Annotated in this window: 24 protein-coding genes and 1 tRNA gene; 10 read left to right on the top strand and 15 right to left on the bottom strand. The window is 63.4% G+C overall.

Translation table 11 applies throughout. The features are described 5' to 3' along the window. The first annotated feature begins 64 nt into the window (after window positions 1-64). Window positions 65-253 (top strand): DUF1127 domain-containing protein, encoded by a 189-nt coding sequence (locus BMI89_RS20605; protein WP_078550323.1) that lies wholly within the window; start codon window positions 65-67, stop codon window positions 251-253. Window positions 254-340: 87 nt separating this feature from the next. Here the strand turns inward: BMI89_RS20605 and BMI89_RS11900 are convergent, their stop codons facing one another. The 4 genes from BMI89_RS11900 to BMI89_RS11885 all read right to left on the bottom strand — a co-directional run bounded on the left by BMI89_RS11900 (window position 341) and on the right by BMI89_RS11885 (window position 5429). After that, the gene (locus BMI89_RS11900) at window positions 341-1078 is read right to left on the bottom strand and encodes a Hint domain-containing protein (RefSeq protein ID WP_078571066.1); all 738 of its coding nucleotides are present in this window, start codon (window positions 1076-1078) and stop codon (window positions 341-343) included. 209 nt (window positions 1079-1287) lie between these two features. Continuing rightward, on the bottom strand, window positions 1288-3564 hold the full coding sequence (locus BMI89_RS21230; RefSeq protein WP_078571065.1) for a Hint domain-containing protein: 2277 nt from the start codon (window positions 3562-3564) through the stop codon (window positions 1288-1290). A gap of 868 nt (window positions 3565-4432) precedes the next feature. After that, window positions 4433-4516 (bottom strand) — tRNA-Leu (locus BMI89_RS11890). Window positions 4517-4562: 46 nt separating this feature from the next. After that, complete coding sequence (locus BMI89_RS11885) at window positions 4563-5429, bottom strand: neutral zinc metallopeptidase (RefSeq protein ID WP_078571064.1); 867 nt, start codon at window positions 5427-5429, stop codon at window positions 4563-4565. Between the two features lie 135 nt (window positions 5430-5564). On the opposite strand from BMI89_RS11885, the gene BMI89_RS11880 reads away from it, so the two are divergent. The 5 genes from BMI89_RS11880 to BMI89_RS11860 all read left to right on the top strand — a co-directional run bounded on the left by BMI89_RS11880 (window position 5565) and on the right by BMI89_RS11860 (window position 9297). Beyond that, entirely contained in the window at window positions 5565-6143 is a 579-nt protein-coding gene (locus BMI89_RS11880) for a YqaA family protein (protein ID WP_078571063.1), read from the top strand. 8 nt (window positions 6144-6151) lie between these two features. Further along, complete coding sequence (locus BMI89_RS11875) at window positions 6152-6646, top strand: disulfide bond formation protein B (RefSeq protein ID WP_246831677.1); 495 nt, start codon at window positions 6152-6154, stop codon at window positions 6644-6646. Window positions 6647-6697: 51 nt separating this feature from the next. After that, complete coding sequence (locus tag BMI89_RS11870) at window positions 6698-7600, top strand: PfkB family carbohydrate kinase (protein WP_078571062.1); 903 nt, start codon at window positions 6698-6700, stop codon at window positions 7598-7600. After that, complete coding sequence (locus BMI89_RS11865; RefSeq protein ID WP_078571061.1) at window positions 7597-8517, top strand: pseudouridine-5'-phosphate glycosidase; 921 nt, start codon at window positions 7597-7599, stop codon at window positions 8515-8517. Before BMI89_RS11870 ends, BMI89_RS11865 begins: the two co-directional genes overlap by 4 nt. 78 nt (window positions 8518-8595) lie before the next feature. Then, complete coding sequence (locus tag BMI89_RS11860) at window positions 8596-9297, top strand: DUF502 domain-containing protein (RefSeq protein WP_078571060.1); 702 nt, start codon at window positions 8596-8598, stop codon at window positions 9295-9297. On the opposite strand, the gene BMI89_RS11855 is transcribed toward BMI89_RS11860, so the two are convergent. The 11 genes from BMI89_RS11855 to BMI89_RS11805 form a co-directional block, all read right to left on the bottom strand. After that, a complete protein-coding gene (locus BMI89_RS11855) occupies window positions 9279-10316 on the bottom strand; it encodes a patatin-like phospholipase family protein (RefSeq protein WP_078571059.1) in 1038 nt (345 codons plus the stop codon). The two genes, BMI89_RS11860 and BMI89_RS11855, sit on opposite strands and share 19 nt — an antisense overlap. An 86-nt stretch (window positions 10317-10402) precedes the next feature. Beyond that, window positions 10403-11623: a cysteine desulfurase gene (locus BMI89_RS11850; RefSeq protein ID WP_078571058.1), complete on the bottom strand. Its 1221-nt coding sequence runs from the start codon at window positions 11621-11623 to the stop codon at window positions 10403-10405. An 8-nt stretch (window positions 11624-11631) separates the two neighbouring features. Continuing rightward, window positions 11632-12225, bottom strand: a complete 594-nt coding sequence (locus tag BMI89_RS11845; protein WP_078571057.1) for a YIP1 family protein — start codon at window positions 12223-12225, stop codon at window positions 11632-11634. Beyond that, window positions 12225-12716, bottom strand: coding sequence for a Yip1 family protein (locus BMI89_RS11840; RefSeq protein ID WP_078571056.1), 492 nt, complete (start codon window positions 12714-12716; stop codon window positions 12225-12227). The genes BMI89_RS11845 and BMI89_RS11840 overlap by 1 nt, the downstream gene beginning before the upstream one ends. A gap of 9 nt (window positions 12717-12725) precedes the next feature. After that, window positions 12726-14003 carry a Fe-S cluster assembly protein SufD gene (gene sufD, locus BMI89_RS11835; protein WP_078571055.1) on the bottom strand — a complete coding sequence of 426 codons (1278 nt, stop codon included), beginning with the start codon at window positions 14001-14003 and terminating at the stop codon, window positions 12726-12728. Continuing rightward, window positions 14003-14776 carry a Fe-S cluster assembly ATPase SufC gene (gene sufC, locus BMI89_RS11830; RefSeq protein ID WP_075774850.1) on the bottom strand — a complete coding sequence of 258 codons (774 nt, stop codon included), beginning with the start codon at window positions 14774-14776 and terminating at the stop codon, window positions 14003-14005. The genes sufD and sufC overlap by 1 nt, the downstream gene beginning before the upstream one ends. A gap of 9 nt (window positions 14777-14785) precedes the next feature. Next, window positions 14786-15100 carry a heavy metal-binding domain-containing protein gene (locus tag BMI89_RS11825; RefSeq protein ID WP_078520716.1) on the bottom strand — a complete coding sequence of 105 codons (315 nt, stop codon included), beginning with the start codon at window positions 15098-15100 and terminating at the stop codon, window positions 14786-14788. 52 nt (window positions 15101-15152) lie between these two features. After that, the gene (locus BMI89_RS11820; RefSeq protein WP_078571054.1) at window positions 15153-15686 is read right to left on the bottom strand and encodes a hypothetical protein; all 534 of its coding nucleotides are present in this window, start codon (window positions 15684-15686) and stop codon (window positions 15153-15155) included. A 99-nt stretch (window positions 15687-15785) separates the two neighbouring features. Next, window positions 15786-17306 carry a Fe-S cluster assembly protein SufB gene (gene sufB, locus BMI89_RS11815; RefSeq protein WP_078571053.1) on the bottom strand — a complete coding sequence of 507 codons (1521 nt, stop codon included), beginning with the start codon at window positions 17304-17306 and terminating at the stop codon, window positions 15786-15788. Between the two features lie 18 nt (window positions 17307-17324). Beyond that, window positions 17325-18368, bottom strand: a complete 1044-nt coding sequence (locus tag BMI89_RS11810; RefSeq protein ID WP_078571052.1) for a cysteine desulfurase family protein — start codon at window positions 18366-18368, stop codon at window positions 17325-17327. A 143-nt stretch (window positions 18369-18511) separates the two neighbouring features. Next, window positions 18512-18970 (bottom strand): Rrf2 family transcriptional regulator, encoded by a 459-nt coding sequence (locus BMI89_RS11805; protein WP_078520720.1) that lies wholly within the window; start codon window positions 18968-18970, stop codon window positions 18512-18514. 255 nt (window positions 18971-19225) lie between these two features. Between BMI89_RS11805 and BMI89_RS11800 the strand changes: the two genes are divergently transcribed. Genes BMI89_RS11800 through BMI89_RS11785 form a run of 4 tightly spaced genes read left to right on the top strand, consistent with a single transcriptional unit; the run spans window position 19226 to window position 21187 of the window. Continuing rightward, on the top strand, window positions 19226-19903 hold the full coding sequence (locus BMI89_RS11800) for an alpha/beta hydrolase (RefSeq protein WP_078540872.1): 678 nt from the start codon (window positions 19226-19228) through the stop codon (window positions 19901-19903). Further along, window positions 19903-20166: a hypothetical protein gene (locus BMI89_RS11795; RefSeq protein WP_198453180.1), complete on the top strand. Its 264-nt coding sequence runs from the start codon at window positions 19903-19905 to the stop codon at window positions 20164-20166. The genes BMI89_RS11800 and BMI89_RS11795 overlap by 1 nt, the downstream gene beginning before the upstream one ends. Beyond that, a complete protein-coding gene (locus tag BMI89_RS11790) occupies window positions 20163-20600 on the top strand; it encodes a hypothetical protein (protein ID WP_078571051.1) in 438 nt (145 codons plus the stop codon). The genes BMI89_RS11795 and BMI89_RS11790 overlap by 4 nt, the downstream gene beginning before the upstream one ends. Further along, a complete protein-coding gene (locus BMI89_RS11785; protein ID WP_078571050.1) occupies window positions 20597-21187 on the top strand; it encodes an HD domain-containing protein in 591 nt (196 codons plus the stop codon). Before BMI89_RS11790 ends, BMI89_RS11785 begins: the two co-directional genes overlap by 4 nt.

Genomic DNA, 21187 nt, shown 5'->3' with positions numbered 1-21187 from the left:
GGAGTCATTGTATCCCTTATATAGCAACAAAGATCACATTGTATCAATACAGAAAGGCATCGCAATGTTTACCCTGTCGCGGACCCGTCCCGTTCCCGCCCGTCATGGCCGTCTGAGCCTGATCGCGCGCGTTGCGCGCGTCCTCGAAGCGCGCCGTTCGCGGATGGCGCTGGGGAAACTCGATGACCATCTGCTCGAAGATATCGGAATTAGCCGGGAGATTGCCCGGCAAGAAGGGCGCCGCTTCCTGTGACGTGAACGATCCGGGCAATTCCCCTGACCGGAATCGTCTTTTGGCCGGGCCTCGCGCCCGGCTCTTTTTTTGCCGTTTAGTGGTAGTTCAATCGCTGGACTGCATCTCGGCGGGTGCGGCCCCCGCATCGCGCCGTGACAGATCGGGGCGCAGCGACAGCAACTCCGCCCGCTGCGCCGCATCGAAACCTGCCAGCATGGCGGTTTCGGGGCGGAAACTCTCGACCCACAAACCTTCGCAAAGCAGCATCTCCGGCGCGTCGAGCAGCAACTGCAGATAGCGCACGCCGCCCTCCGCGTGATCGACCTCGACCCCGTCCAACCCGACAAGCTCCTGTGCCATAACGACATTTCCGCGCAGCGGCGCGAGCAACCGGTGATTGGGCGACACGCGCAGATCCTGCGCCGGATGCCCCTCGCCAAGCGCGCCAGCGCGGATGCACACCGGGCGCAGCAGCGGATTGAGCGCGAGATCGGTCTCGGTGAAGACGCGCGATCCGATCCAGCGCAGCGCCTGAACGCCGGACTCCCGGGTCACGAGCCGCGCACCGGGGCGCAGTTCGCCCGCCGCGACGCCACCGGCCTCGGTCGCCACACTCGTCTCGGGTGTCACGCAGGGAATGGCCGCGCGGAACGCCGCGATGGAGCCGGAAAACACCGTCTCGCCCGCCGCGTCATAGCCGCTGATATGGCCGTCGGTCTCGTCATGGCTATCGAATTCCAGACGCAGCGCCTCGGTACGCGCCATCGCGGTGCAGCGCAGGCCCTGAGCCGGCGATTGCGCCAAAATCTCCGCGATATCCGTTGCGCGCATGCTCCGCGTCATCCGATCCTCCTGCCTCCCAACAGTCGAGATCCAGAATGCCACGATAGCGACAAAACTCTAAGGCGAAAACGTGTTTTACCACTTCTACGTGTGGAGTAGCGGAAACGAAGTGTTCGAGCCGTGGAAACAACACGAAAGCGCCGCGCCAGGGGAAACCCCGGACGCGGTCGCTATTTTCGCTTGGGCGAGGCCCCGATAGGGCGCGCGACTTAGCTCATCAGCAGCACGTTCGCTTCGTGCTTCTTCAGCGTCTTGCGCGCCGCATGATAGGCATCGCGGCCCTTCGCGGTCTGCAGGTCGGGGAAAATCTCGAAGATTTCCTGACGCTGCGAATTGCCCATGCCACCCAGAGTCTGATCGCCGGGCTGGAAGCTTTCGGTCCAGGAGCCGTTGGCGAGCAGCACTTCGTGGCGGTCGAACATGAAGTGCAGGTAGCTGGTGCCCAGCGTCTCCACCGTATCCACGCCCTGATTGGCGACGAGATGCTTGGCCGCGACGAGAACCTCATGCTCTTCGAAATAGAGTGCGGTCTTGTCGTTTGCGACGAGCATCCGGTGGTTCGGCGAGACCATCATGTCGCGCTCGGGCAGATCGTTGCCCAGCGAGCCTTTGCGGATCAGCACCGGCTTGAGATGCGGCGCGTGCATCAGACGCTCGCGGCTCATCTCGGCGCGGCCCGCCCAGCGAACGACCTGAATGCCGTTATCGCGGGTCAGGACCTTGTCGCCTTCGCGCAGCGTCTCGGCCGGAACCTCGCCGCGCGGCGTCGCGATCAGCGTGCCCGGCGTGAAGCAGGGAATGACATCCTCCATGTTGGAGAATTCAAGCGTGCCGGTGACATTGCCGCTGCCATCGAGGAAATCGACCGTCCCGGCATAGGTGCTGACACCCGAGACCGGATCGTAATCGGTGACCGTCGAATGGACACGCAGCGGGCCCGCGCCTTGCAGGTCGAGCGTGTCGTAATCGTCGCCGCCCTCGCCACCGTCCAGCGTGTCGCCGATCCCGTCCTCGGACGAGCCGACGATGAACAGGTCGCGATCGTCGCCGCCATAGACGGTGTCGGCATCCGCGCCGCCGTCGAGCGTATCGTTGCCTTCGCCGCCGTCGAGGCTGTCCGACCCCGCGCCGCCTTCCAGCGTATCCTCGCCCTGCTGACCGTAGAGCACGTCATCGCCCAGACCGCCCATGATGCTGTCATCGCCGGGCTCGCCCGGGTCATCTTCTACCGGGCAGGTGTCATAGGTCATGTCGGTGATCGAGATCGCCTGATCCGTATCGCCACCGTTCGAGTAGGCGATGGTCAGCTTCGCGGTCGGATCATTGATCGTGACCTTGACCGAACCGATCTTGTCGTCTTGATCGAGATGGCCGGTGTCCTGATCGCCGCCGGTGATCGTATAGGTGCCGTCGCCATTGTCGGTGACGGTCTGGTTGCCCTCGGGGTCGATCGTGATGTCGACCGGGTTGCCATCGGCATCGACCGCGGAAAGCGTCACGATATCAACGTGATCGTCATAGCTGTCGGAGCGGTCGAGATCGTTAATCCGGAAGCTCAGCCCCTGAACTTCGCCGGTGTAATCGCTGTTGTCCGACGAGAAGGTCAGAACGGTCGTCGAAGTCGGCGAGACGCCATCCCCGCAATCGCCGCCCGCACCATAGAGTTGCAGCGCCGAGCAGCTGTCGAAGTTCTCACCCGCTTCGGTATATTGCGCGGCGGTGGTCAGCGTCGCCTTCGCCCCGGCATCCTGCGACTGGAAGTCGAAATGGACCTTGGTCTCGCCCAGGTCGACGGTTTGGTCCTTCACCTCGCCGCAATCGGTCTGGAAATGGCTCCAGTCCACGGTCTCCGAGACCGGATCGCAGGCCGGACCACCCGCGGGATCGTTGTCGCCATAGATCGTGTCGTTGCCAGCATCGCCTTCGAGCGTGTCGTTGCCGCCCTCGCCAAAGATCAGGTCATTGCCATTGCCGCCCTCGACGGAGTCGTCGCCCTGACCGGCATAGACCGTGTCATTGCCGTCGCCCGCGATGATGTAGTCGTCATTCGGCGCAGCCCCCGGCAGGATCGCGTCGTTATTGTCGACCATGTCGCCTTCGGGATCACCGGTATAGTCGTCATCGATCAGATCGCCGCCGGAGGTGCCTTCGACGATGCCGTCGGGCGCGCTCACGTCGATCGTGACGGTCGCGGTGTCGTAGCCGCCCTGCCCGTCATAGATCTGGTAGGTGAAGCTGTCGGTGCCGGAATAGTTGGGATCGGGCGTGTAGGTGATCGTGCCATCGGCATTCACCGTGACCGAGCCATGCGCCGGATCGCTCGCCCAGGTCACCTTGAGCGGATCGCTGTCGGGATCGCTGTCATTCGAGAGCACGGCGATCGTCTGCGCGGTGTTGTACTTCACGTTCGCGCTGTCGTTGACAGCGTTCGGATCGGAGTTCTTGTCGCAATCATCGTCGTCGTGATGATAGTAATAATAAGTCATCCCCAACTCTCCTTTACCGTCCGCTTGGCTCCATGGCCCCGCGCCGTGTCTTCCCTTTGGCGCAAAGCGGCAGCGCCATGACGTGGCCGGACCCGAAGTCCGAACGTGAATGTCGAGAAGAATTGGCCAGCGTCAGCGCGCGCGGGCGCTGCCAGCAAAGTCGCCGCAGATCGCTCCGCGTCTCCTTTGCCCTAAAGGTCGAGGCCGTTATGGATCGGTCCCCTTGGCAGCGCCGGGCGAGCTCTCTTTCGACAACTCTTCTCTTCGGCCACCCCCATGGCCAAAAGCCCCCCAGCAGGGCATGCCTCAATTTGCCCTTCTGATCGCCACAAAGAAAAGGGGAATTTGCCGCTTTCTTGCCTCATTTCGGGGGATTGCTTGGAAAACGAGCACCAATAATCCGAATCGCGAAGTGACTGTTTTCAAACGACGTTTCTATTTTGCAAAAGATCGACCTATCTTTTTGTCGGAAAACTTGCCAAAGTTTTGCCACATTTAAACTAGAGGTTGCGTGGCGATTGTAAGGCGCATCTCTAAAGGCGAAAAACTGTCTTCAATTGAGCGACAATACCATGATCGATTTGTTTCCCGGAGCCGCCCAAATCGCGACCATATTTCTGCCGCGAATATGTCCCAATTGTCCTCAATATCGCCGCAATGCGGCATCTGATGCGCGTTTGTTCTGAGAACGAAACGAGATTTCTCCGAATCATCTTTTGATAACCACGTTTCACAATGCCGGGTTCTGCCCCAATTTCGCCAAATTTGGACAAAGGGGTCCCGGGCACGGAAAACACCCGCGCAGGACATGGCAAAACGCGCCGGTCGGATCACCGTCGGCGCATGGATCTGTCATTTTCGGAAGGTCTGGTGCCCGAGGTCGGATTCGAACCGACACGCATTGCTGCGGCGGATTTTGAATCCGCTGCGTCTACCATTCCGCCACTCGGGCCCAGTTCGAGTCCTCTAGCGCGCAGCCGCGCCCGAGGCAAGTACGCTTAGAGGTTACGCGTTGAAAACGTGTCGCATTGCTTGAGATCGCCGCTCTGATAGCCCCGCTCGAACCAGCGCTGCCGCTGGGCGGAACTGCCATGGGTGAAGCTGTCGGGCATCGGCACCCTGCCCGCCTCGCGCTGCAGCGTATCGTCGCCGATCTGCGCGGCGGCGTTCATCGCCTCGGAGATGTCACCCGGTTCGATCGCGCCAATCTGATCCTCGGCGCGGCGCGCCCAGATCCCCGAGAAGCAGTCGGCCTGCAACTCGATCCGAACCGAGAGCGCGTTGGACTGCGCCTCGGAGCTTTGCGCGCGCACTTCATTAACCTTACCGAGAATCCCCAGCTCATCCTGCACATGATGGGCCACCTCATGCGCGACCACATAAGCGGCGGCGAAATCGCCCCGCGCGCCGAGCTGCTGGCTCAGCGTGTCGAAAAACGCGGTGTCGAGGTAGACCTTCTGATCGCCCGGGCAGTAGAACGGCCCCGTCGCGCCGCTCGCGTTGCCGCAGGGCGATTGCGTGATGCCACTATAGAGGACCAGCACCGCCGGATCGTATTGCCGCCCCAACTCGGATTCGAACACGCCCTGCCAAACCTCCTCGGTATCGGCCAGCGTCACCGAGACGAAATCGCCCATCGCCTTCTCGCGATCGCTCAGCTCACCCGATTGCGTGACCACCTGCCCCGAGCCGCCCGACCCGCCGTCAAGCAGCGGCGTCAGATCGATCCCGAGGAAATAGGCCACGACGACGATCGCGACGACGCCCAGGCCACCGCCACCCAGACGGATTGCGCCGCCCCCTGCCCTGCGCTGGCCGCGCCGGTCTTCGATATTGCGGCTGCCGCGCCGTCCTCGCCATTGCATTCGCGAATGCCTCCCTCGCTTTTATGTGAAGTCTAGCGTGAGGCCGGGAAAAGCAAAGGTGCAACGCGCGTGACTTGACCTTGCGGCCCGCGCGGGAGATGAAGCGAACCGAGCAGCAAGGAAAAGGATGCCGCCATGATCCGCCGCATCTACGACTGGACGATGGCCCGCGCGAGCCACCCGCATGCGATGTGGTATCTCGCCGCTGTCGCCTTTATCGAAGCCTCGGTCTTCCCGATCCCGCCCGACGTGCTGATGATCCCGATGATCCTCGCGCGCCCCTGGGCGGCATGGCGCATCGCGCTGGTAGCGACCCTGTCGTCGGTCGCGGGCGGCTGTCTGGGCTATCTGATCGGCTATGGCTTCATGGATGCGATCGGCAAGCCGGTGCTGGATTTCTACGGCAAGGCCGATGACTTCAACTCGCTCGCCGCCCGGTTCAACGAGATGGGCGGATGGGCCGTGCTGATCGCGGGTGTCACGCCCTTCCCCTATAAGGTGATCACGATCTTCGCCGGTGCCACGAACCTGAGCCCGGTGCTCTTCCTCGGCGTCTCCGTCATCGCCCGCGCACTGCGCTTCTTCGTGGTGGCGGGCCTCTTGTGGAAATTTGGCGAACCGATCAAGACCTTCATCGAGCGCTGGCTCGGTCCGCTCTTCACCATCTTCGTCATCCTGCTGATCGGCGGGTTCTATCTTCTGAAATATCTCTGAGGCCCCCGATGCAAGATCGCATGCAAAACCTGACTTCCTTCCGCAGCCTCGTAGGCCTTGCCGCCGCGGGCTCCGCCTTCGTGCTGGCCGGGGCCTTCGTCTTTCAGGCGTTCGGCTACGCGCCCTGCCATCTGTGCCTGCTGCAACGCTGGCCGCATCTGGCCGCCGCGATCATCGGGATCGTGATCCTCACCTTCCGCCTGCCCGGCTGGACTGCCCTTCTCGGGATGCTGGCCGCGCTGACCACCTCGGTCATCGGCTTCTATCACTCGGGCGTGGAGCGGAAGATTTTCGAAGGCCCCACCGATTGCACCTCGAGCGCCGTCGACACCACCGTCTCCGCCGCCGATCTGCTCAAGCAAATCAACGACGCCCCGCTGGTGCGCTGCGACGAGATTCCGTGGGACATCTTCGGCATCACCATGGCGAACCTCAATGCGGTCGGCTCGCTCGTGCTGGCTGGCATCTGGCTCTGGGCTTTCCTGAAATCGCGCCGCGCCTGAGCGGGGGCAAAGCCCCTTGCTCCGCCCGGGAAACCGCGCCAAGAACCGCGCATGAGCGAATCCAGACCTGATATTCTGTGCATCGGTTCGGTCCTGTGGGACATCATCGGCCGGGCTTCGGTGCATATGCATGAAGGCTCCGACGTGCCGGGGCGGATCGAGCGGCTGCCCGGCGGCGTTGCGATGAATATCGCGATGACGCTGCGCCGCTATGGGCTGAAGCCTGCGGTGCTGACCGCGCTGGGGCGCGACAGTCAGGGCAACGACCTGATCCAATCCGCCGAGGTTATGGGCGTCGATTGCAACTATCTCTACCGCTCCGAGGATCTGCCGACCGACCGCTATATGGCGATCGAGGGCGCGAACGGGCTGATTGCGGCCATTGCGGATGCGCATTCGCTGGAGGCTGCGGGCGAGAAAATCCTCGCGCCGCTCGCGGATGGGCGGCTCGGCACGGAAAACGAGCCATGGACCGGCGCCATCGCGCTCGACGGCAATCTCACCGAAGCGCTTCTGAGCCAGATCGCGCATTCGCCGCTTTTCGCCAAGGCCGATCTGCGCGTGGCCCCCGCCAGCCCCGGCAAGGCGGAACGGCTGACGCCACTGCTGGCCCATCCCGCGGCGACGCTTTACGTCAATCTCGAAGAGGCGGGCATTCTGTGCCAAGGCCGCTTCGACAGCGCTGAACATGCCGCCGAGAGCCTGCTGGAGCGCGGAGCGCAACGCGTGCTGGTGACCGACGGCGGCAAGGCGGCAGCCGACGGCAGCGCTGCGGCAGGCAATGTCATCGCCTCGGCCCCGCCCCCTGTCCTCGTAACCCGCGTGACTGGCGCGGGCGATACTTTCATGGCCGCGCATCTCGTGGCCGAACAGCGCGGCGCGGACCGCATGGAGGCGCTCGAGAGCGCCCTGACCGCCGCCGCGCGCTATGTTTCCGGAGAACTCGCCACATGACCGCTCCCCTCACCTTCGCCGCCGAAGTCGCTGACGCGAAAGCCAAAAATCGTCCCATCGTCGCGCTGGAATCGACGATCATCACCCACGGGATGCCCTATCCGCAAAACCTCGAGACCGCGCAGGCTGTCGAGGCCGAAATCCGCAAGGCGGGCGCGGTGCCGGCCACGATCGCGGTGATGGGCGGCAAGATCCATATCGGGCTGGAGCCGGAAGAACTGGAAACGCTCGCTCAGACCAAGGACGCGATGAAAGTCAGCCGCGCCGATCTTGCGGTCTGCCTTGCGAAGGGCGCGACCGGCGCGACTACCGTCGCTGCGACCATGATCTGCGCGAACCTCGCGGGCATCGACGTCTTCGCCACCGGCGGGATCGGCGGCGTCCATCGTGGCGCGGAAGACAGTTTCGACATCTCCGCCGACCTTCTGGAACTCGCGCAGACCCCGGTCAGCGTGGTCGCGGCGGGCGCCAAGGCGATCCTCGATCTGCCGAAGACGCTCGAAGTGCTGGAGACCCACGGCGTGCCGGTCATCGCCTATGGGCACGACGCCTTCCCCGCCTTCTGGTCGCGCAATTCCGGCCTGCCCGCGCCGCTGCGCGCAGACAGCGCAGCCGAGATCGCCAAGTCGCAGCTCGCACGCGCAGCCCTCGGCCTGCCGGGCGGCCAGCTGATCGCGAACCCGATCCCCGCAGAGGCCGAGATCGCCCGCGAGGAAATCGTTCCGGTCATCGAACAGGCGCTGCAAGAGGCCGAGGCGCAGGGTATCGCCGCCAAGGCGGTCACGCCCTTCCTGCTATCGCGCATTTTCGAGCTGACCGAAGGCCGCTCGCTCGAGGCCAATATCGCCCTCGTTCTGAACAACGCCCGTCTGGCTGCCGCAATCGCGGGCGAAATCATCACAGCGCGGGCCGCCTGATACGCGGCCCATTGCCCATCGTGGCGGCGCTGCCTAGATAGCAGGCAACGCATCGCCACGAGAGGGCGCATCCAGATCATGACAAAAGACGACCCCCATCCGCGCCGCCGCTCGCGTTTTGCCGCGCTGCGCGCCTCCTTCTTCACCGGGTTGATCGTCGTTGCGCCGATCGGTCTGACGATCTGGCTCATGTGGACGATGGCCGGCTGGGTCGACGGCTGGGTGCTGCCGCTGGTGCCGCCAGAGCTTCGCCCCGAACGCTATATCGGCATCAATGTGCGCGGGCTCGGCGTCATCATCTTCCTTGTCTTCACCGTGATCGTCGGCTGGCTCGCCAAGGGCTTCTTCGGGCGCACGATGCTGCGCTTCGGCGAGAGCATCGTCGACCGCCTACCCTTCGTGCGCACGGTCTATAGCGGGCTCAAGCAGATCGCGGAAACGGTGCTGAGCCAGTCCGAGGGCAAGTTCGACCGCGCCTGCATGATCGAATACCCGCGCGAGGGACTGAAAGCGGTCGCCTTCGTCTCCTCGACCGCGAAGGGCGAAATCGCGGCCAAGGCAGAAGACGGCGATCCGTTGATCTCGGTCTTCCTGCCGACGACGCCGAACCCGACCTCGGGGTTCCTGCTCTTCGTCCCACAATCGCAGGTGACCTATCTCGACATGTCGGTCGAGGATGCGGCGAAGCTGATCATCTCCGCCGGTCTGGTTTACCCGCAGCCGAAAGAGGCGAAACCTGCGAAGAAAACCAAGGTGAAACTTCAGTCGAACAAGGCCTGAAGATCGGTAGACGCCTCTTTGCCGATCTTGTCCGCATGGGCGTCGAGCCAACGATCCGCCGCCGCCCGGCCCGCCAGTTTCAGCTTCGCGAGCATCCCCCATTCGGGCAGGATCTTCGACTTTGCGCTCAGCTCGCCCATGACGTCGTCATCGGCGATCATATGGATCAGCACATCCTTCATCGCCCCTTCGGGGAGCCGGTCCTCCCGGATCAGCCGATGTACGAAATTGATCGCTCGCAATTCGCGCAACAGCGAGGAGTTGAAGCTGATCTCGTTGACCCGCTCGTCGATCTGCGCGGGCGTTTTCGGGATCTCGTCGCGCCAGAGCGGGTTGATCGAAATCACCACCACGTCGCGCGGATAGGCCGGTTCGAACAGCGGGAAAAGCGGCGGATTGCCGGTATAGCCGCCATCCCAATAGGCCTCGGTGCGGCCGGTTTTCGGGTCCTCGATCTCGACCGCCTGAAAAATCTCCGGCAGGCAGGCCGAAGCGAGGATCGCATCCGCCGTAATCTCTTCACCCGTGAAGACGCGGATCTTGCCGGTGCGCACATTGGTGGCCGAGACATGCAGCCGCGGCCCTTCTTCGGCGCAGACATCGCGATAGCGAAACCGTTCGACCACCGAACTCAGCGGATTGACGTAGAACGGCCCCGCGTCATAGGGCGAGAAGACCCGCGACATGCCGTCGATGAAGGCCGCCGGCGTGAATGCGTCGAACCAGCGCGTCAACGCCTCGGTGCCGGGCAGTTGCGCAGGCATCAGCCGCTCGAGCCGCAGATCGACGCTTTCGGCGACCTGGCTCCAAAGCTCATCCAGAGACGCACGCGCCCCTTGGCGACCGGCACGGGCATAGCCTGCCTTGAAAGCAGCCCCGTTCAGCGCCCCGGCAGAGGTGCCCGAGATCGCCGCGTAGTCCAGCCAGTTTTCATCCAGAAAACGGTCGAGAACGCCCCAGGTGAACGCGCCATGCGCGCCCCCACCTTGCAACGCGAGGTTAATGCTCTTGCGGTTCATCGGCTCGGCCCTTTCGCTGCCTGCCTCCCTGCCGCAGAGTTATGCTGCATCGCAGCAAAAGCAAGTCCCCTCGCCGAGCGGCGCCCTTAGCCTAGCAGATCGTGGCACAATTCGAGCGCGGAAATCAGCGCATCGGCCTCTTCGCGGGTGTTGTACATCCCGAAAGACGCACGCGCCGTGGCCGTGACCCCAAGCCATTCCATCAGCGGCCCAGTGCAATGCTGCCCCGCGCGCACCGCGACGCCCCGCTTGTCGAGGATGGTCGAGATGTCATGCGGATGGGCCGGACCGTTCAGCGTGAGCGAGAAGATCGCGCCCTTATCCGCCGCGGTGCCCTGCTGGTTGAGCCAGTTCAGCCCGTTCAGTTTCTCGGTGGTGTAGTCGCGCAGATCGCGCTCATGCTCGGCGATATTCTCCATCCCGATCCCCATCAGGTAATCGAGCGCGACGCCCATGCCGATCTGCTGCACGATACCGGGCGTGCCCGCCTCGAACTTCATCGGCGGCGTGTTGTAGATCACCGTGTTGCGGGTGACGGTGTCGATCATGTCGCCGCCGCCAAGGAACGGAGGCATCTCCAGCATCCGGTCACGACGGATGAAGAGCGCCCCGGAACCGCTTGGTCCGTATAGCTTATGTCCAGTGATGACGTAGAAATCGCAGCCCAGATCATCGACATCGACGGGGCCATGCACCGCCGCCTGCGAACCGTCGACCAGCGTCGCGATCCCGCGCGCGCGTGCGGCCTGCGCGATCGGTTTCACATCGACGCGGGTGCCCAGCACGTTCGACATATGGGTGATCGCGATCAGCTTGGTGCGCGGCGTGATCGCCTCCAGCACCTTTTCGGGCGGCAGCGAGCCGTCGGCCTCGGGCTCTACCCAGACCAGCTTCACCCCCTGCCGTTCGCGCAGGAAATGCCACGGTACGATATTGGCGTGGTGCTCCATCACCGACAGGATGATCTCGTCGCCCGGCTCGAGGTTCGGCGCGCCCCAGGCGTAGCTGACGAGGTTGATCCCCTCGGTCGAGCCAGTGGTGAACACGATCTGCTCTTCGTCGGCGACATGCAGGAAGCGCGCGACGATCCCGCGCACGCTCTCGTATTTCTCGGTCGCGATATTGGACAGCGTATGGAGCCCGCGATGCACGTTGGAATAGTCGTGCTCATACATCCGGGTCATTGCATCGATCACAACGCGCGGCTTTTGCGCCGAGGCCCCGTTATCGAGGTAAACCAAAGGCTTGCCGTTCACTTCTCGCGTCAGGATCGGGAAATCCACGCGGATTTTTTCGATATCATACATGGAGCACCTCAGAGTGACGCGGGGTCTGCGGGCATTTGCACGAGGCCGGTCGAGACCAGCACGATCCCCGCGATCATCGCCGAGCCCAGAAAGGTCAGGATAACCCCGAAGCCGGTCGCCACGGGGTTTTCGAACCCGTGCAGAACCATCGTGAACTGCACCAGCAAGTAGAACATCAGCGCCACCAGCAGCACCGACATCAGCGTGGCCGAGATCGGGAAGAAGACCATCAGCACGACCTGGATCATCTGACCGATCATCAGAACGAATTCGATCCAAGTCAGAAGCAGCAGCGCATCCGGGAACTTCCCATGCCCGCCAAAGCGTTGTCCGACGAAAGACATGGCGAAAGCGCCATAGACCAGAAGCGCGCCCTGCAGCCCCACCACGGTCAGCGGCGGCGTCACCGTGCCGATATTCACCTTGGTGATGAAGGAGAACACCAGCTGCGCGAGCGTGCCGAGGATCGCGGTCATCACGACCACCAGCACCATCGCCATGAACCGCGCATTGGCGTTCAGATCCAGCCCGATCAAATCGCGCGCAACCGATTTCGGATCGGTGAAGCTACGGACAAGCCATTCTTTAAGATCGGGCTGCATCAGTTTGTTTTTCCTTCGAATTCTACCACGCGCAACGCTGCGCCCCATAGCAGGACGAAGGCTACGGTCACAAGCGCGGAGACCAGCGAAAGTTCCCCGCCGCGCCCGATGAACCCCGCCACGAGCCCTTGCAGCAGCATCAGCGGCGAGACCGCCAGAAGCGACCAGAACAGCGCGACCCGCGCACCATACCAGCTTCCCTGCCCGCCGAGGAGCCTCAGCACAAGGTGGCTCAGTGCCGCAATCGCGTAGAAGACGGGCACGGTCGCGAGCAGCGCCAGCACCGTGCCCATCATCAACCCGACCATCGGCTGGTCGGGCATCTCATGGGCGATCCGCGACAGTCGCGGCCATTGCGCGATGAAGATCACGGTCAGCGCCGCAAGCAGGAAGACCAGCGCGCGCGGCTCGGAGGCCGGGCGCGCGAGATGCTCGCGCATCACCACGCGCGGACGCCGATAGCTGCGCCGGATATCGTCTGTCGCGGACATCGCAGCGCCTCAGCCGCGATGGCGTGCAAGCCACCCTTCCAACCGGGTCAGGATCGCATCGCGGAACCGCTCTTCCTCAATCTCTTCAATGGCATCGGCCACGAAGCTCAGAACCAGAAGCGCGGTGGCTTCCTCTTCCGGCACGCCGCGCGAACGCAGGTAGAAGAGCGCGGTCTCGTCGATCGCACCAGTGGTCGAGCCGTGCGAACACTGCACGTCATCGGCATAGATCTCGAGTTCCGGCTTGGCGAGGAACTGGCTATTCTCGTCGAGCAGCAGCGACTGGCTGATCTGGTAGCCATCGGTCTTCTGCGCGCCCGGCTTCACGAGGATCTTGCCCTGGAAGATGCCCTCGGCGCCGTTCTTCAGCACTTTCTTGAAGACCTGACGGCTCTCGCCGCGCTCGGCCCCGTGGGTGATGAAGACGGTGTCGTCGTGGTGGAACTTGCCGGTCTTGCCATCGCCAAGAGCCGCGCCCGCGACATGGGCATTCGCGTCGTCGCCCACGATGTCGATCACGCATTCATTGCGCGTCAGCACCCCGTTCGAGGTCAGCGTGAAGCTCTTGAACAGACCTTCTTCCGCGACGCGGGTGAAGATCGAGGTGATCGCCCGACGCTCATGGTCGCGGCCCTGCACGCGGATGTGGTGGAATTTCGCGCCCTTGGCGACATCCACTTCCATCAGCTTGTTGAAGCGCGCGCCAGCCGGGCCGTTTTCCAGAACCGTGATCTCCGCGCCCTCTTCCAGCTTCACGAGGTGATGCAGGATCGGGTCGGAAGTCTCTGATTCATGGGTGTAAATCAGGCTCACGGGTTTCTCGGCGGCACCGGTCACGCGGATCAGCACACCATCGGTGGCGGACGCCGTGTTGAGCGCCGCGAAGGGACGTTTCACCGGGTCCTGACCGTTGGTTTCCAGCGTGCCGTAAAGGCTGCTGGCCCAGTTCACGTCGGGCGCATCGGCCAGACGCAGGATCTCAACGCCGGACATCGACAGATCGTCGGAGGCTTCGGCATCGAACACGCCGTCGCGGAACACGATCTTCAGACGATCGATCTCGCCGAAGATTTCCGGCTCGTCATCGCTGAACGGCGCTGCGGGCACCGGATCGGGCGCGATGAAATCGGTCGGGTTGGTCCAGCGCCAGTATTCATCGCGACGGCCCGGCAGGCCCATCGCGTTCAGACGTTCCAGGGCGGCGCGGCGTTGCGGCCCGAACCCGTCGGGCAGAGAAACGCGCGCCAGCCGCGTCTCGGCGGGGGTCATTTTCTCGACTGCCGACATTACGCCATCACCTCCGAGATCCCGTGTTTCGCGAGCAGGTCGGCATAGCCGTTCTTCTCGACTTCGAGGGCCAGTTCCGGCCCGCCGGTCTCGATGATGCGGCCATCCGCCATGATGTGGACGACATCGGGTTTGATGTGGTCGAGCAGGCGCTGGTAGTGGGTGATCACGAGGAAGGAGCGGCCCTCGTCGCGCAGCGCGTTCACGCCTTCGGCCACCAGACGCATCGCGTCGACGTCGAGGCCGGAGTCGGTCTCGTCGAGGATGCACATCTTCGGCTCGAGGATCGCCATCTGCAGAATTTCATTCCGTTTTTTCTCACCGCCCGAGAAGCCGACATTGACCGGGCGCTTGAGCATGTCCGCGTCGATCTTGAGCGATTTCGCTTTGCCGCGCACCAGTTTCAGGAAGTCGCCCGCGGAGATTTCCTCCTCGCCGCGCGCCTTGCGCTGCGCGTTGAGCGCGGTGCGCAGGAAGGTCATGTTGCCGACGCCGGGGATTTCCACCGGGTATTGGAACGCGAGGAACAGGCCTGCGGCCGCGCGCTCTTCGGGCTCGGAATCCAGCAGGTCGGTGTCGTTGAGATGCGCTTCGCCTTCGGTGACCTCGTAGCCATCGCGGCCCGAGAGCACATAGGACAGCGTGGACTTACCCGAGCCGTTCGGCCCCATGATCGCATGGACCTTCCCGGACTCGACGCTCAGGTTGACGCCCTTGAGGATCTGCTTGTCCTCTTCTTCCAGTTTGACGTGCAGGTTCTTGATATCAAGCATGGTTCTTCCTCAGGATACGGTTACAGCGGTGCCGGAGGCCGACACCATAAGCATGGATTGGCCGACGACCTCGTAGTCGAGATCGACGCCGACAACGGCATTCGCGCCCAGCTCGCGGGCGCGGTCTTCAAGCTCGCCGAGCGCCGTGGCGCGCGCGTCTTGCAATTTGGATTCGTACGCGCCGGAGCGGCCGCCGATGATATCGGTGACTTGCGCGAAGATATCGCGGACGACATTGGCGCCCATGATGGCTTCGCCCACGACGATGCCATGATAGGTCGCGATCGGGCGACCCTCGATGCTGGGGGTGGTGGTGACGATCATGCGCGCCCTCCCGTTTGGCGACCCATGCGGGCCGCGGCGGGCGCGCGAAGGGTCAGAAGCGGATGGTGGTCTCGGCGTAGCGCAGGGTGCGCGGCTCGAATTGCGCGGTCTGCTGCTCCACCCAGTCGGGCGTGAAGGCGAGCGCCGCCATGTCCGGTTGCCAGAAGGCGATATTGTGCAGCCCCACGAAGGCCAGCGCGACGCCCAGCAGCTGCACCGCCATCAGTTTCACCGACGCCAGCCGCAGCACCATTCCCAGCCCGAAGGCCGTCAGCACCGCCGCAACCACGAGGACCAGATCCGGGTTGGAACCGACCTTCTCGGCGAGTTCCGGCGTCAGAAAGCGCATCTTGAGCGCTGTCACGATCACCATTCCCAAGACCCCGACCATCAGCGCCGGCACGACCTTCAGCACAGCGAACCGCGAGTGACGCGGCTTGGCCATGACTTGACGCAACATCTCGGCATCGTTCGCCACCCAAGCTTCCTGATCCCCGATATGCAGCTGAATCCGGCCCTTCGCCGTTTTCCGCGTTTGCTCGATCCGCGCGAGGCGGTCGTTGAAACTGGCGCTCGATACCGTCATGGCCCTCACCTATCCATTTGGACAGGTTAAGACATGCATAAGGATTATGCCCGAAATGCGGCAGATCCTCGGCAATTTCGATATTTGCGCGCGTGAAGATCACCCGACGCTCCCCTCCAGCGAGATCGCCACAAGGCTTTGAGCTTCCATCGCGAATTCCATCGGCAGCGCCTGAAGGACTTCGCGGCAGAACCCGTTGACGACGAGCGCCACGGCCTCTTCCTCGTCCATCCCGCGGGCGCGGCAGTAGAACAGCTGATCGTCGTCGACCTTCGAGGTCGTGGCCTCGTGCTCGACCCGGCTCGAGTTGTTCTTCACCTCGATATAGGGAACCGTGTGCGCGCCACATTTGTCGCCGATCAGCAGCGAGTCACATTGCGTGTAGTTGCGCGAGTCGGTCGCTTTCGGGTGCATCGAGACGAGACCGCGATAGGTGTTCTGCGCCTGACCGGCCGAGATCCCCTTCGACACGATCCGCGAGCGGGTGTCCTTGCCCAGATGGATCATCTTGGTGCCGGTATCGGCCTGCTGCCAGTTATTCGCGATGGCGATCGAGTAGAACTCGCCCTGGCTCTCGTTGCCGCGCAGGATGCAGGACGGGTATTTCCACGTGATCGCGGAGCCGGTCTCGACCTGCGTCCACATCACCTTGGCGCGGTCGCCGCGGCAATCGGCACGCTTGGTGACGAAGTTGTAGATGCCGCCCTTGCCGTCTTCATCGCCCGGGAACCAGTTCTGCACCGTGGAATATTTCACCTCGGCGTCTTCCTCGACGATGATCTCGACCACGGCCGCGTGCAGCTGCGCGGTGTCGCGCTTGGGTGCGGTGCAGCCTTCGAGATAGGACACGTAAGAGCCCTTGTCGGCGATGATCAGGGTGCGCTCGAACTGCCCGGTATTCTCCGCGTTGATGCGGAAATAGGTCGAGAGTTCCATCGGGCAGCGCACGCCCGGCGGCACGTAGACGAAGGAGCCGTCCGAGAACACAGCCGAGTTCAGCGCGGCGTAGAAGTTATCCGCCTGCGGCACGACCGAGCCGAGATATTTCTTCACCAGCTCCGGGTGTTCCTGGATCGCTTCCGAGATCGAGCAGAAGATCACGCCCGCCTCGGCCAGCTTGTCCTTGAAGGTGGTGCCGACGGAGACGGAGTCGAACACCGCGTCGACCGCGATCTGGCGGTCTTCGAGGTTGATGTCTTCCGCGCCTTCGACGCCCGCGAGGATCATCTGCTCCTTCAGCGGAATGCCGAGCTTCTCATAGGTGGCGAGCAGCTTGGGATCGACCTCGTCGAGCGACTTGGGCTTCTCGACCATGCTTTTCGGGCGCGCGTAGTAATACTGGTCCTGAAAATCGATTTCCGGAACCTTCAGCAGCGCCCAGTTCGGCTTGGGCATATCTTCCCAGCGCGAGAACGCCTGCAGACGCCATTCGGTCATCCACTCGGGCTCTTTGTTCTTGTCCGAGATGAGGCGGACGATATCCGTGTTCACGCCTTTGGGCGCGTATTCCATCTCGATATCGGTGTTCCAGCCGTATTTGTAGGTGCCCATATTCTGGACGGTCTCGACCGTCTCGCGATCGACGCCTTCACGTACTTCCACCTGATCAACGCCCGCCATATCCGGCTCTCCCATCTCTTACCCGCGCCGTGCGCGGTGTTTCGCTTCGCATTTCAGCCAGTGTTCGGCGAAACGCATGACATCTTCTTCGCGGCTCTGCGGCCCCAGCGAGACCCGCAAGGCCGATCCCGCCTCGGTTTCCGAAAAGCCCATCGCGACCAGCGCAGCAGAGCTTTTGACCTTCCCGCTCGAACAGGCGGAGCCTGCGGAAACCGCGAACCCGCCCAGGTCCATCTGCATCACCTGCGTCTCGCCCTTCCAGCCGGGCGTGATGAAGCAGGAGGTGTTCGGAAGCCTGTGCGATTCATTCCCGACAAAAATAGTCTCGCTTGCCCGATCCGCAATGGCGTTTTCTAGAATGTTTCTAAGTTTTTCGATCTCGCGCCAGATTCCGCCCTCAAGATCACGCGAGGCGGCTTCGGCTGCCGCACCGAAGCCCGCGATGCCGATCAGGTTCTCCGTGCCGGCCCGCCGACCCATCTCCTGACCGCCGCCTTTGAGCTGCGCCGCGATATCCGTGCCGCGCTTCACGATCAGCGCGCCCACGCCTTTCGGCCCGCCCAGCTTATGCGCCGAGACGATGCCGCAGGTGGTGCCGAGCCAGTTGAACGCAAACGGGATCTTGCCGAAACCTTGGGTGAGATCGCTCAGATACAGCCCCTCGGGCAGTTCCTGCACCACGCCGGTCTCGGAATTGGCCAGCTGCAGGGCCGAATTTGCCGGATCGGTGACGGTGATCCGCCCTGCCCGATCGACGGGCAGATCCTCGACGCACCAGCTGCGGATCGCGTCATGCTCGACGCCCGCGCAATGCACCTCGCGCCCGCCAAGCGCCAGCGCCGCCGCCTCGGTCGCGCCCGAGGTGAAGATCACATCCTGACCTTCGGCCCCCAAAGCGGCCGCGACCTGAGCGCGCGCGCGCTCCATCAGCGCCTTCGCCGCGCGGCCCTCGGAATGCACCGAGGACGGGTTGCCGACCACATCCATCGCTTCGATCATCGCCTGACGGGCCTCTGCCCTCAGCGGCGTTGTCGCGTTCCAATCGAGATAGCTGCGCGCCATGATACGCTCCGCTTAGTTGGGTGTCGGATAGCTGCGGCGGGGATAGGGCAGCCGCGCCCCAGAAGAAAGGGCGTGCCTTCGACTTGGCAAAAATATCCCCCGCGGAGCGTCCGCGAGAAGCCATCACGCCCCGGCGGTCGGAGTTACTCGTCGACGACCGAAAACAGGCTCGGCACGGCCGGACAGGGTTTCATGCGGTTCTTCACCACATCGTCCAGCGTCGTCTGGTGCAGGAAGACGAAGACCTGCGCCGACAGGCTCTCCCACAACCGGTTCGCCATCGACTGCGCCCGCGAGCCCGAGATCGCCCCTGACGCGCCAGCGCCGACATGCATCGCCGAGACGGTCTCGTCCACGGCCTCGAAAATCTCCGAGATGCGGATCTCCGACGGGCAGCGCGCCAGCCGGTAGCCGCCACCCGGGCCGCGCACCGAATTCACCAGCCCCGCCCGGCGCAGCCGCACGAAGAGCTGCTCCAGATAAGGCAGCGAGATATCCTGACGCTCGGACAGCGCCGCCAGAGAGGTCCGGCTGCCTTCGCCCGCCAGCGCGAGATCAACCAGCGCGACCATCGCGTAACGGCCTTTCGTCGACAGTTTCATGCACCCTCCTCGGCCCGAGACCCATCCGAACCCGTATTTAGCCGAAAATCGGCCCGAAAACACCGCCCGCGCAGGAGTGAATCATTGCTAAAGCATTGACGCAAGCGCGAGGGCCGATTACCTCCACCAATGCCCGATCTCCCGGCATGGCGCCGGGGGAGGCTTTCTCCTAGGCCAGCCGCGCCGACCCGTCAAGAAAGGCAGGAGCGCAGGCGCCCAAGGAACCCAGAGCTGGCGCAATAAAAACGAGAGACGATGCCCGAAGTCATTTTTCCCGGTCCCGAAGGTCGCCTCGAGGGGCGCTACCACCCGCAGCCCGCACCCGACGCGCCGATCGCGATCATTCTGCACCCCGATCCGCAATTCGGCGGCACGATGAACAACCGCGTCGTCTACAACCTGCACTACGCCTTCTTCAAAATGGGCTTCACCGTTCTGCGCTTCAACTTCCGGGGCGTGGGCCGCAGCCAGGGCGAATACGATCAGGGCGTGGGCGAATTGTCCGATGCGGCTTCGGCGCTGGACTACCTGCAGACGATGAACCCCAATTCGAAGCATTGCTGGGTCGCGGGCCATTCCTTCGGCGCGTGGATCGGCATGCAACTTCTGATGCGCCGTCCCGAGATCACCGGCTTCATCTCCGTGGCCCCTCCCGGCCCCTCGTCGCCCGGCCCCGGCAATTACGACTATTCCTTCCTCGCGCCCTGCCCGTCCTCGGGTCTGATCATCAACGGCACGAACGACCGGATCGCGCAGCCCAAGGAAACCGAACAACTGGTCTCCAAGCTGCAGGAGCAGAAGGGCATCACGATCACCCATGAGGTCATCGAAGGCGCGGACCACTTCTTCAAGAACGAAGAAGCCCATATGCAGCCGATGATCGACACGGTTCAGACCTATGTCCGCCGCCGCCTGACGGAGGGTACGCGCTAATGGCGCTGATCGACGAACTGGCCGAAAAACTCGCCACCGACACGATGGAGGCGATGCGCAAATACGACGACGAACGCCTCTTCATGGAGGTGAGCAACTATATCGGCACGTCGTCGCCCTCGCTGCAGGAGGCCTACATAACGGCCTGTCGCCTGCATATGGCCGAGCAGCGTGGCCGCGAATTCTTCGAGCGCAAGCTGGTGGAACTGGAAAAGCGGGCGCAGGCAGCGGCGAAGACACCGGATTCCGGGACCGGGTCATGAGCCCGGGGGCCGCGCGCGTCGTTTTCGCGGCAGCCCTCTCCCTCGCCCTGTCGCTGATCATCGCGACAGCCTTTCATGCAAGCCACATGATTTGCGACGGAGAGTGGAGCGGCGCGTCGTCGCGCGGCGCGGCGCTGGTCATGGGCCTCGGCGAACTCCTCGCGAACCCGATGCATCTGATCCTTGTTGTGGCCCCGCTCTGGCTGGGCTGGACCGGGTTGTTGCTCGCGGCCGCGAACCGCGCGATCCCGCCGGTTCTGGGGATGGGCATCGTCGTCTTTTCGATCCTCGCCACGGTTCTGTTCTACGCCTTCGCCGCCCCGAACCTCGACTGTTCCGGCTATACCGACCGCGCGATGAGCTGGCGCGCTGGCGGTCTTTTCGCCTTCGTGGCGCTGCTTTTGCTTCTGCCCCGGCTCTGGAGACGTACATGACCCGGCTCGATCAGCAATTCACCTTCCTCGCCGAGACCGAGAAACTGAAATCGGTGACCCGCGCGACGCCGATCCACGATGCCTCGCGCCCCGAGAATTCCGGAGAGCATAGCTGGTCGCTCGCGCTCTATGCGCTGACGCTGGCCGAGCAGGCGCCCGAAGGCGTCTCGATCGACCGGGTGATCCGCATGCTCCTGCTGCACGATCTGGTCGAGATCGACGTGGGCGATGTGCCGATCCATTCCAAGGGCGGCACGGCGCATGGCGCGGAAGACATCCTGAAAGCAGAAGCCGCCGCCGCCGAACGTATCTTCGGGTTGTTGCCCGGGGATCAGGGAGCGCAGATGCTGGCGCTCTGGCAGGAATTCGAGGCCAACGAGACCCCCGACGCGATCTTCGCGAAATCGCTCGACCGGGTGCAGCCTGTGCTGCTCAACCACCAGTCGGGCGGTGGCTCGTGGATCGATTACGATGTCAGCTTCACCCAACTCGAAGAGCGCATCGGCACCAAGATCGCCCGCGGCGCGCCTGCGGTGTGGGACTGGGTACGGGATCGGGTCGAAGGCTGGTTCGCCGCACGCAGCTAA

Source organism: Thioclava sp. F36-7 (genome assembly GCF_002020075.1).
Lineage (GTDB): Bacteria > Pseudomonadota > Alphaproteobacteria > Rhodobacterales > Rhodobacteraceae > Thioclava > Thioclava sediminum.
Note: the sequence above shows the minus strand (reverse complement) of the source record. Positions and strands in the feature narration are given on the sequence as shown.

Excerpts from the sequence above, each read along its gene's own strand:
- BMI89_RS11860 (WP_078571060.1), top strand. The coding sequence starts at position 8,596 with ATGACAAAAGACGACCCCCATCCGCGCCGCCGCTCGCGTTTTGCCGCG.
- BMI89_RS11810 (WP_078571052.1), bottom strand. The coding sequence starts at position 18,368 with ATGGCGCGCAGCTATCTCGATTGGAACGCGACAACGCCGCTGAGGGCA.
- sufB (WP_078571053.1), bottom strand. The coding sequence starts at position 17,306 with ATGGCGGGCGTTGATCAGGTGGAAGTACGTGAAGGCGTCGATCGCGAG.
- BMI89_RS11825 (WP_078520716.1), bottom strand. The coding sequence starts at position 15,100 with ATGATCGTCACCACCACCCCCAGCATCGAGGGTCGCCCGATCGCGACC.
- BMI89_RS21230 (WP_078571065.1), bottom strand. The coding sequence starts at position 3,564 with ATGACTTATTATTACTATCATCACGACGACGATGATTGCGACAAGAAC.
- BMI89_RS11820 (WP_078571054.1), bottom strand. The coding sequence starts at position 15,686 with ATGACGGTATCGAGCGCCAGTTTCAACGACCGCCTCGCGCGGATCGAG.
- sufD (WP_078571055.1), bottom strand. The coding sequence starts at position 14,003 with ATGTCGGCAGTCGAGAAAATGACCCCCGCCGAGACGCGGCTGGCGCGC.
- BMI89_RS11785 (WP_078571050.1), top strand. The coding sequence starts at position 20,597 with ATGACCCGGCTCGATCAGCAATTCACCTTCCTCGCCGAGACCGAGAAA.
- BMI89_RS11800 (WP_078540872.1), top strand. The coding sequence starts at position 19,226 with ATGCCCGAAGTCATTTTTCCCGGTCCCGAAGGTCGCCTCGAGGGGCGC.
- BMI89_RS11900 (WP_078571066.1), bottom strand. The coding sequence starts at position 1,078 with ATGACGCGGAGCATGCGCGCAACGGATATCGCGGAGATTTTGGCGCAA.
- BMI89_RS20605 (WP_078550323.1), top strand. The coding sequence starts at position 65 with ATGTTTACCCTGTCGCGGACCCGTCCCGTTCCCGCCCGTCATGGCCGT.
- BMI89_RS11795 (WP_198453180.1), top strand. The coding sequence starts at position 19,903 with ATGGCGCTGATCGACGAACTGGCCGAAAAACTCGCCACCGACACGATG.
- sufC (WP_075774850.1), bottom strand. The coding sequence starts at position 14,776 with ATGCTTGATATCAAGAACCTGCACGTCAAACTGGAAGAAGAGGACAAG.
- BMI89_RS11875 (WP_246831677.1), top strand. The coding sequence starts at position 6,152 with ATGCAAGATCGCATGCAAAACCTGACTTCCTTCCGCAGCCTCGTAGGC.
- BMI89_RS11880 (WP_078571063.1), top strand. The coding sequence starts at position 5,565 with ATGATCCGCCGCATCTACGACTGGACGATGGCCCGCGCGAGCCACCCG.
- BMI89_RS11885 (WP_078571064.1), bottom strand. The coding sequence starts at position 5,429 with ATGCAATGGCGAGGACGGCGCGGCAGCCGCAATATCGAAGACCGGCGC.
- BMI89_RS11855 (WP_078571059.1), bottom strand. The coding sequence starts at position 10,316 with ATGAACCGCAAGAGCATTAACCTCGCGTTGCAAGGTGGGGGCGCGCAT.
- BMI89_RS11840 (WP_078571056.1), bottom strand. The coding sequence starts at position 12,716 with ATGTCCGCGACAGACGATATCCGGCGCAGCTATCGGCGTCCGCGCGTG.
- BMI89_RS11805 (WP_078520720.1), bottom strand. The coding sequence starts at position 18,970 with ATGAAACTGTCGACGAAAGGCCGTTACGCGATGGTCGCGCTGGTTGAT.
- BMI89_RS11870 (WP_078571062.1), top strand. The coding sequence starts at position 6,698 with ATGAGCGAATCCAGACCTGATATTCTGTGCATCGGTTCGGTCCTGTGG.
- BMI89_RS11845 (WP_078571057.1), bottom strand. The coding sequence starts at position 12,225 with ATGCAGCCCGATCTTAAAGAATGGCTTGTCCGTAGCTTCACCGATCCG.
- BMI89_RS11790 (WP_078571051.1), top strand. The coding sequence starts at position 20,163 with ATGAGCCCGGGGGCCGCGCGCGTCGTTTTCGCGGCAGCCCTCTCCCTC.
- BMI89_RS11850 (WP_078571058.1), bottom strand. The coding sequence starts at position 11,623 with ATGTATGATATCGAAAAAATCCGCGTGGATTTCCCGATCCTGACGCGA.
- BMI89_RS11865 (WP_078571061.1), top strand. The coding sequence starts at position 7,597 with ATGACCGCTCCCCTCACCTTCGCCGCCGAAGTCGCTGACGCGAAAGCC.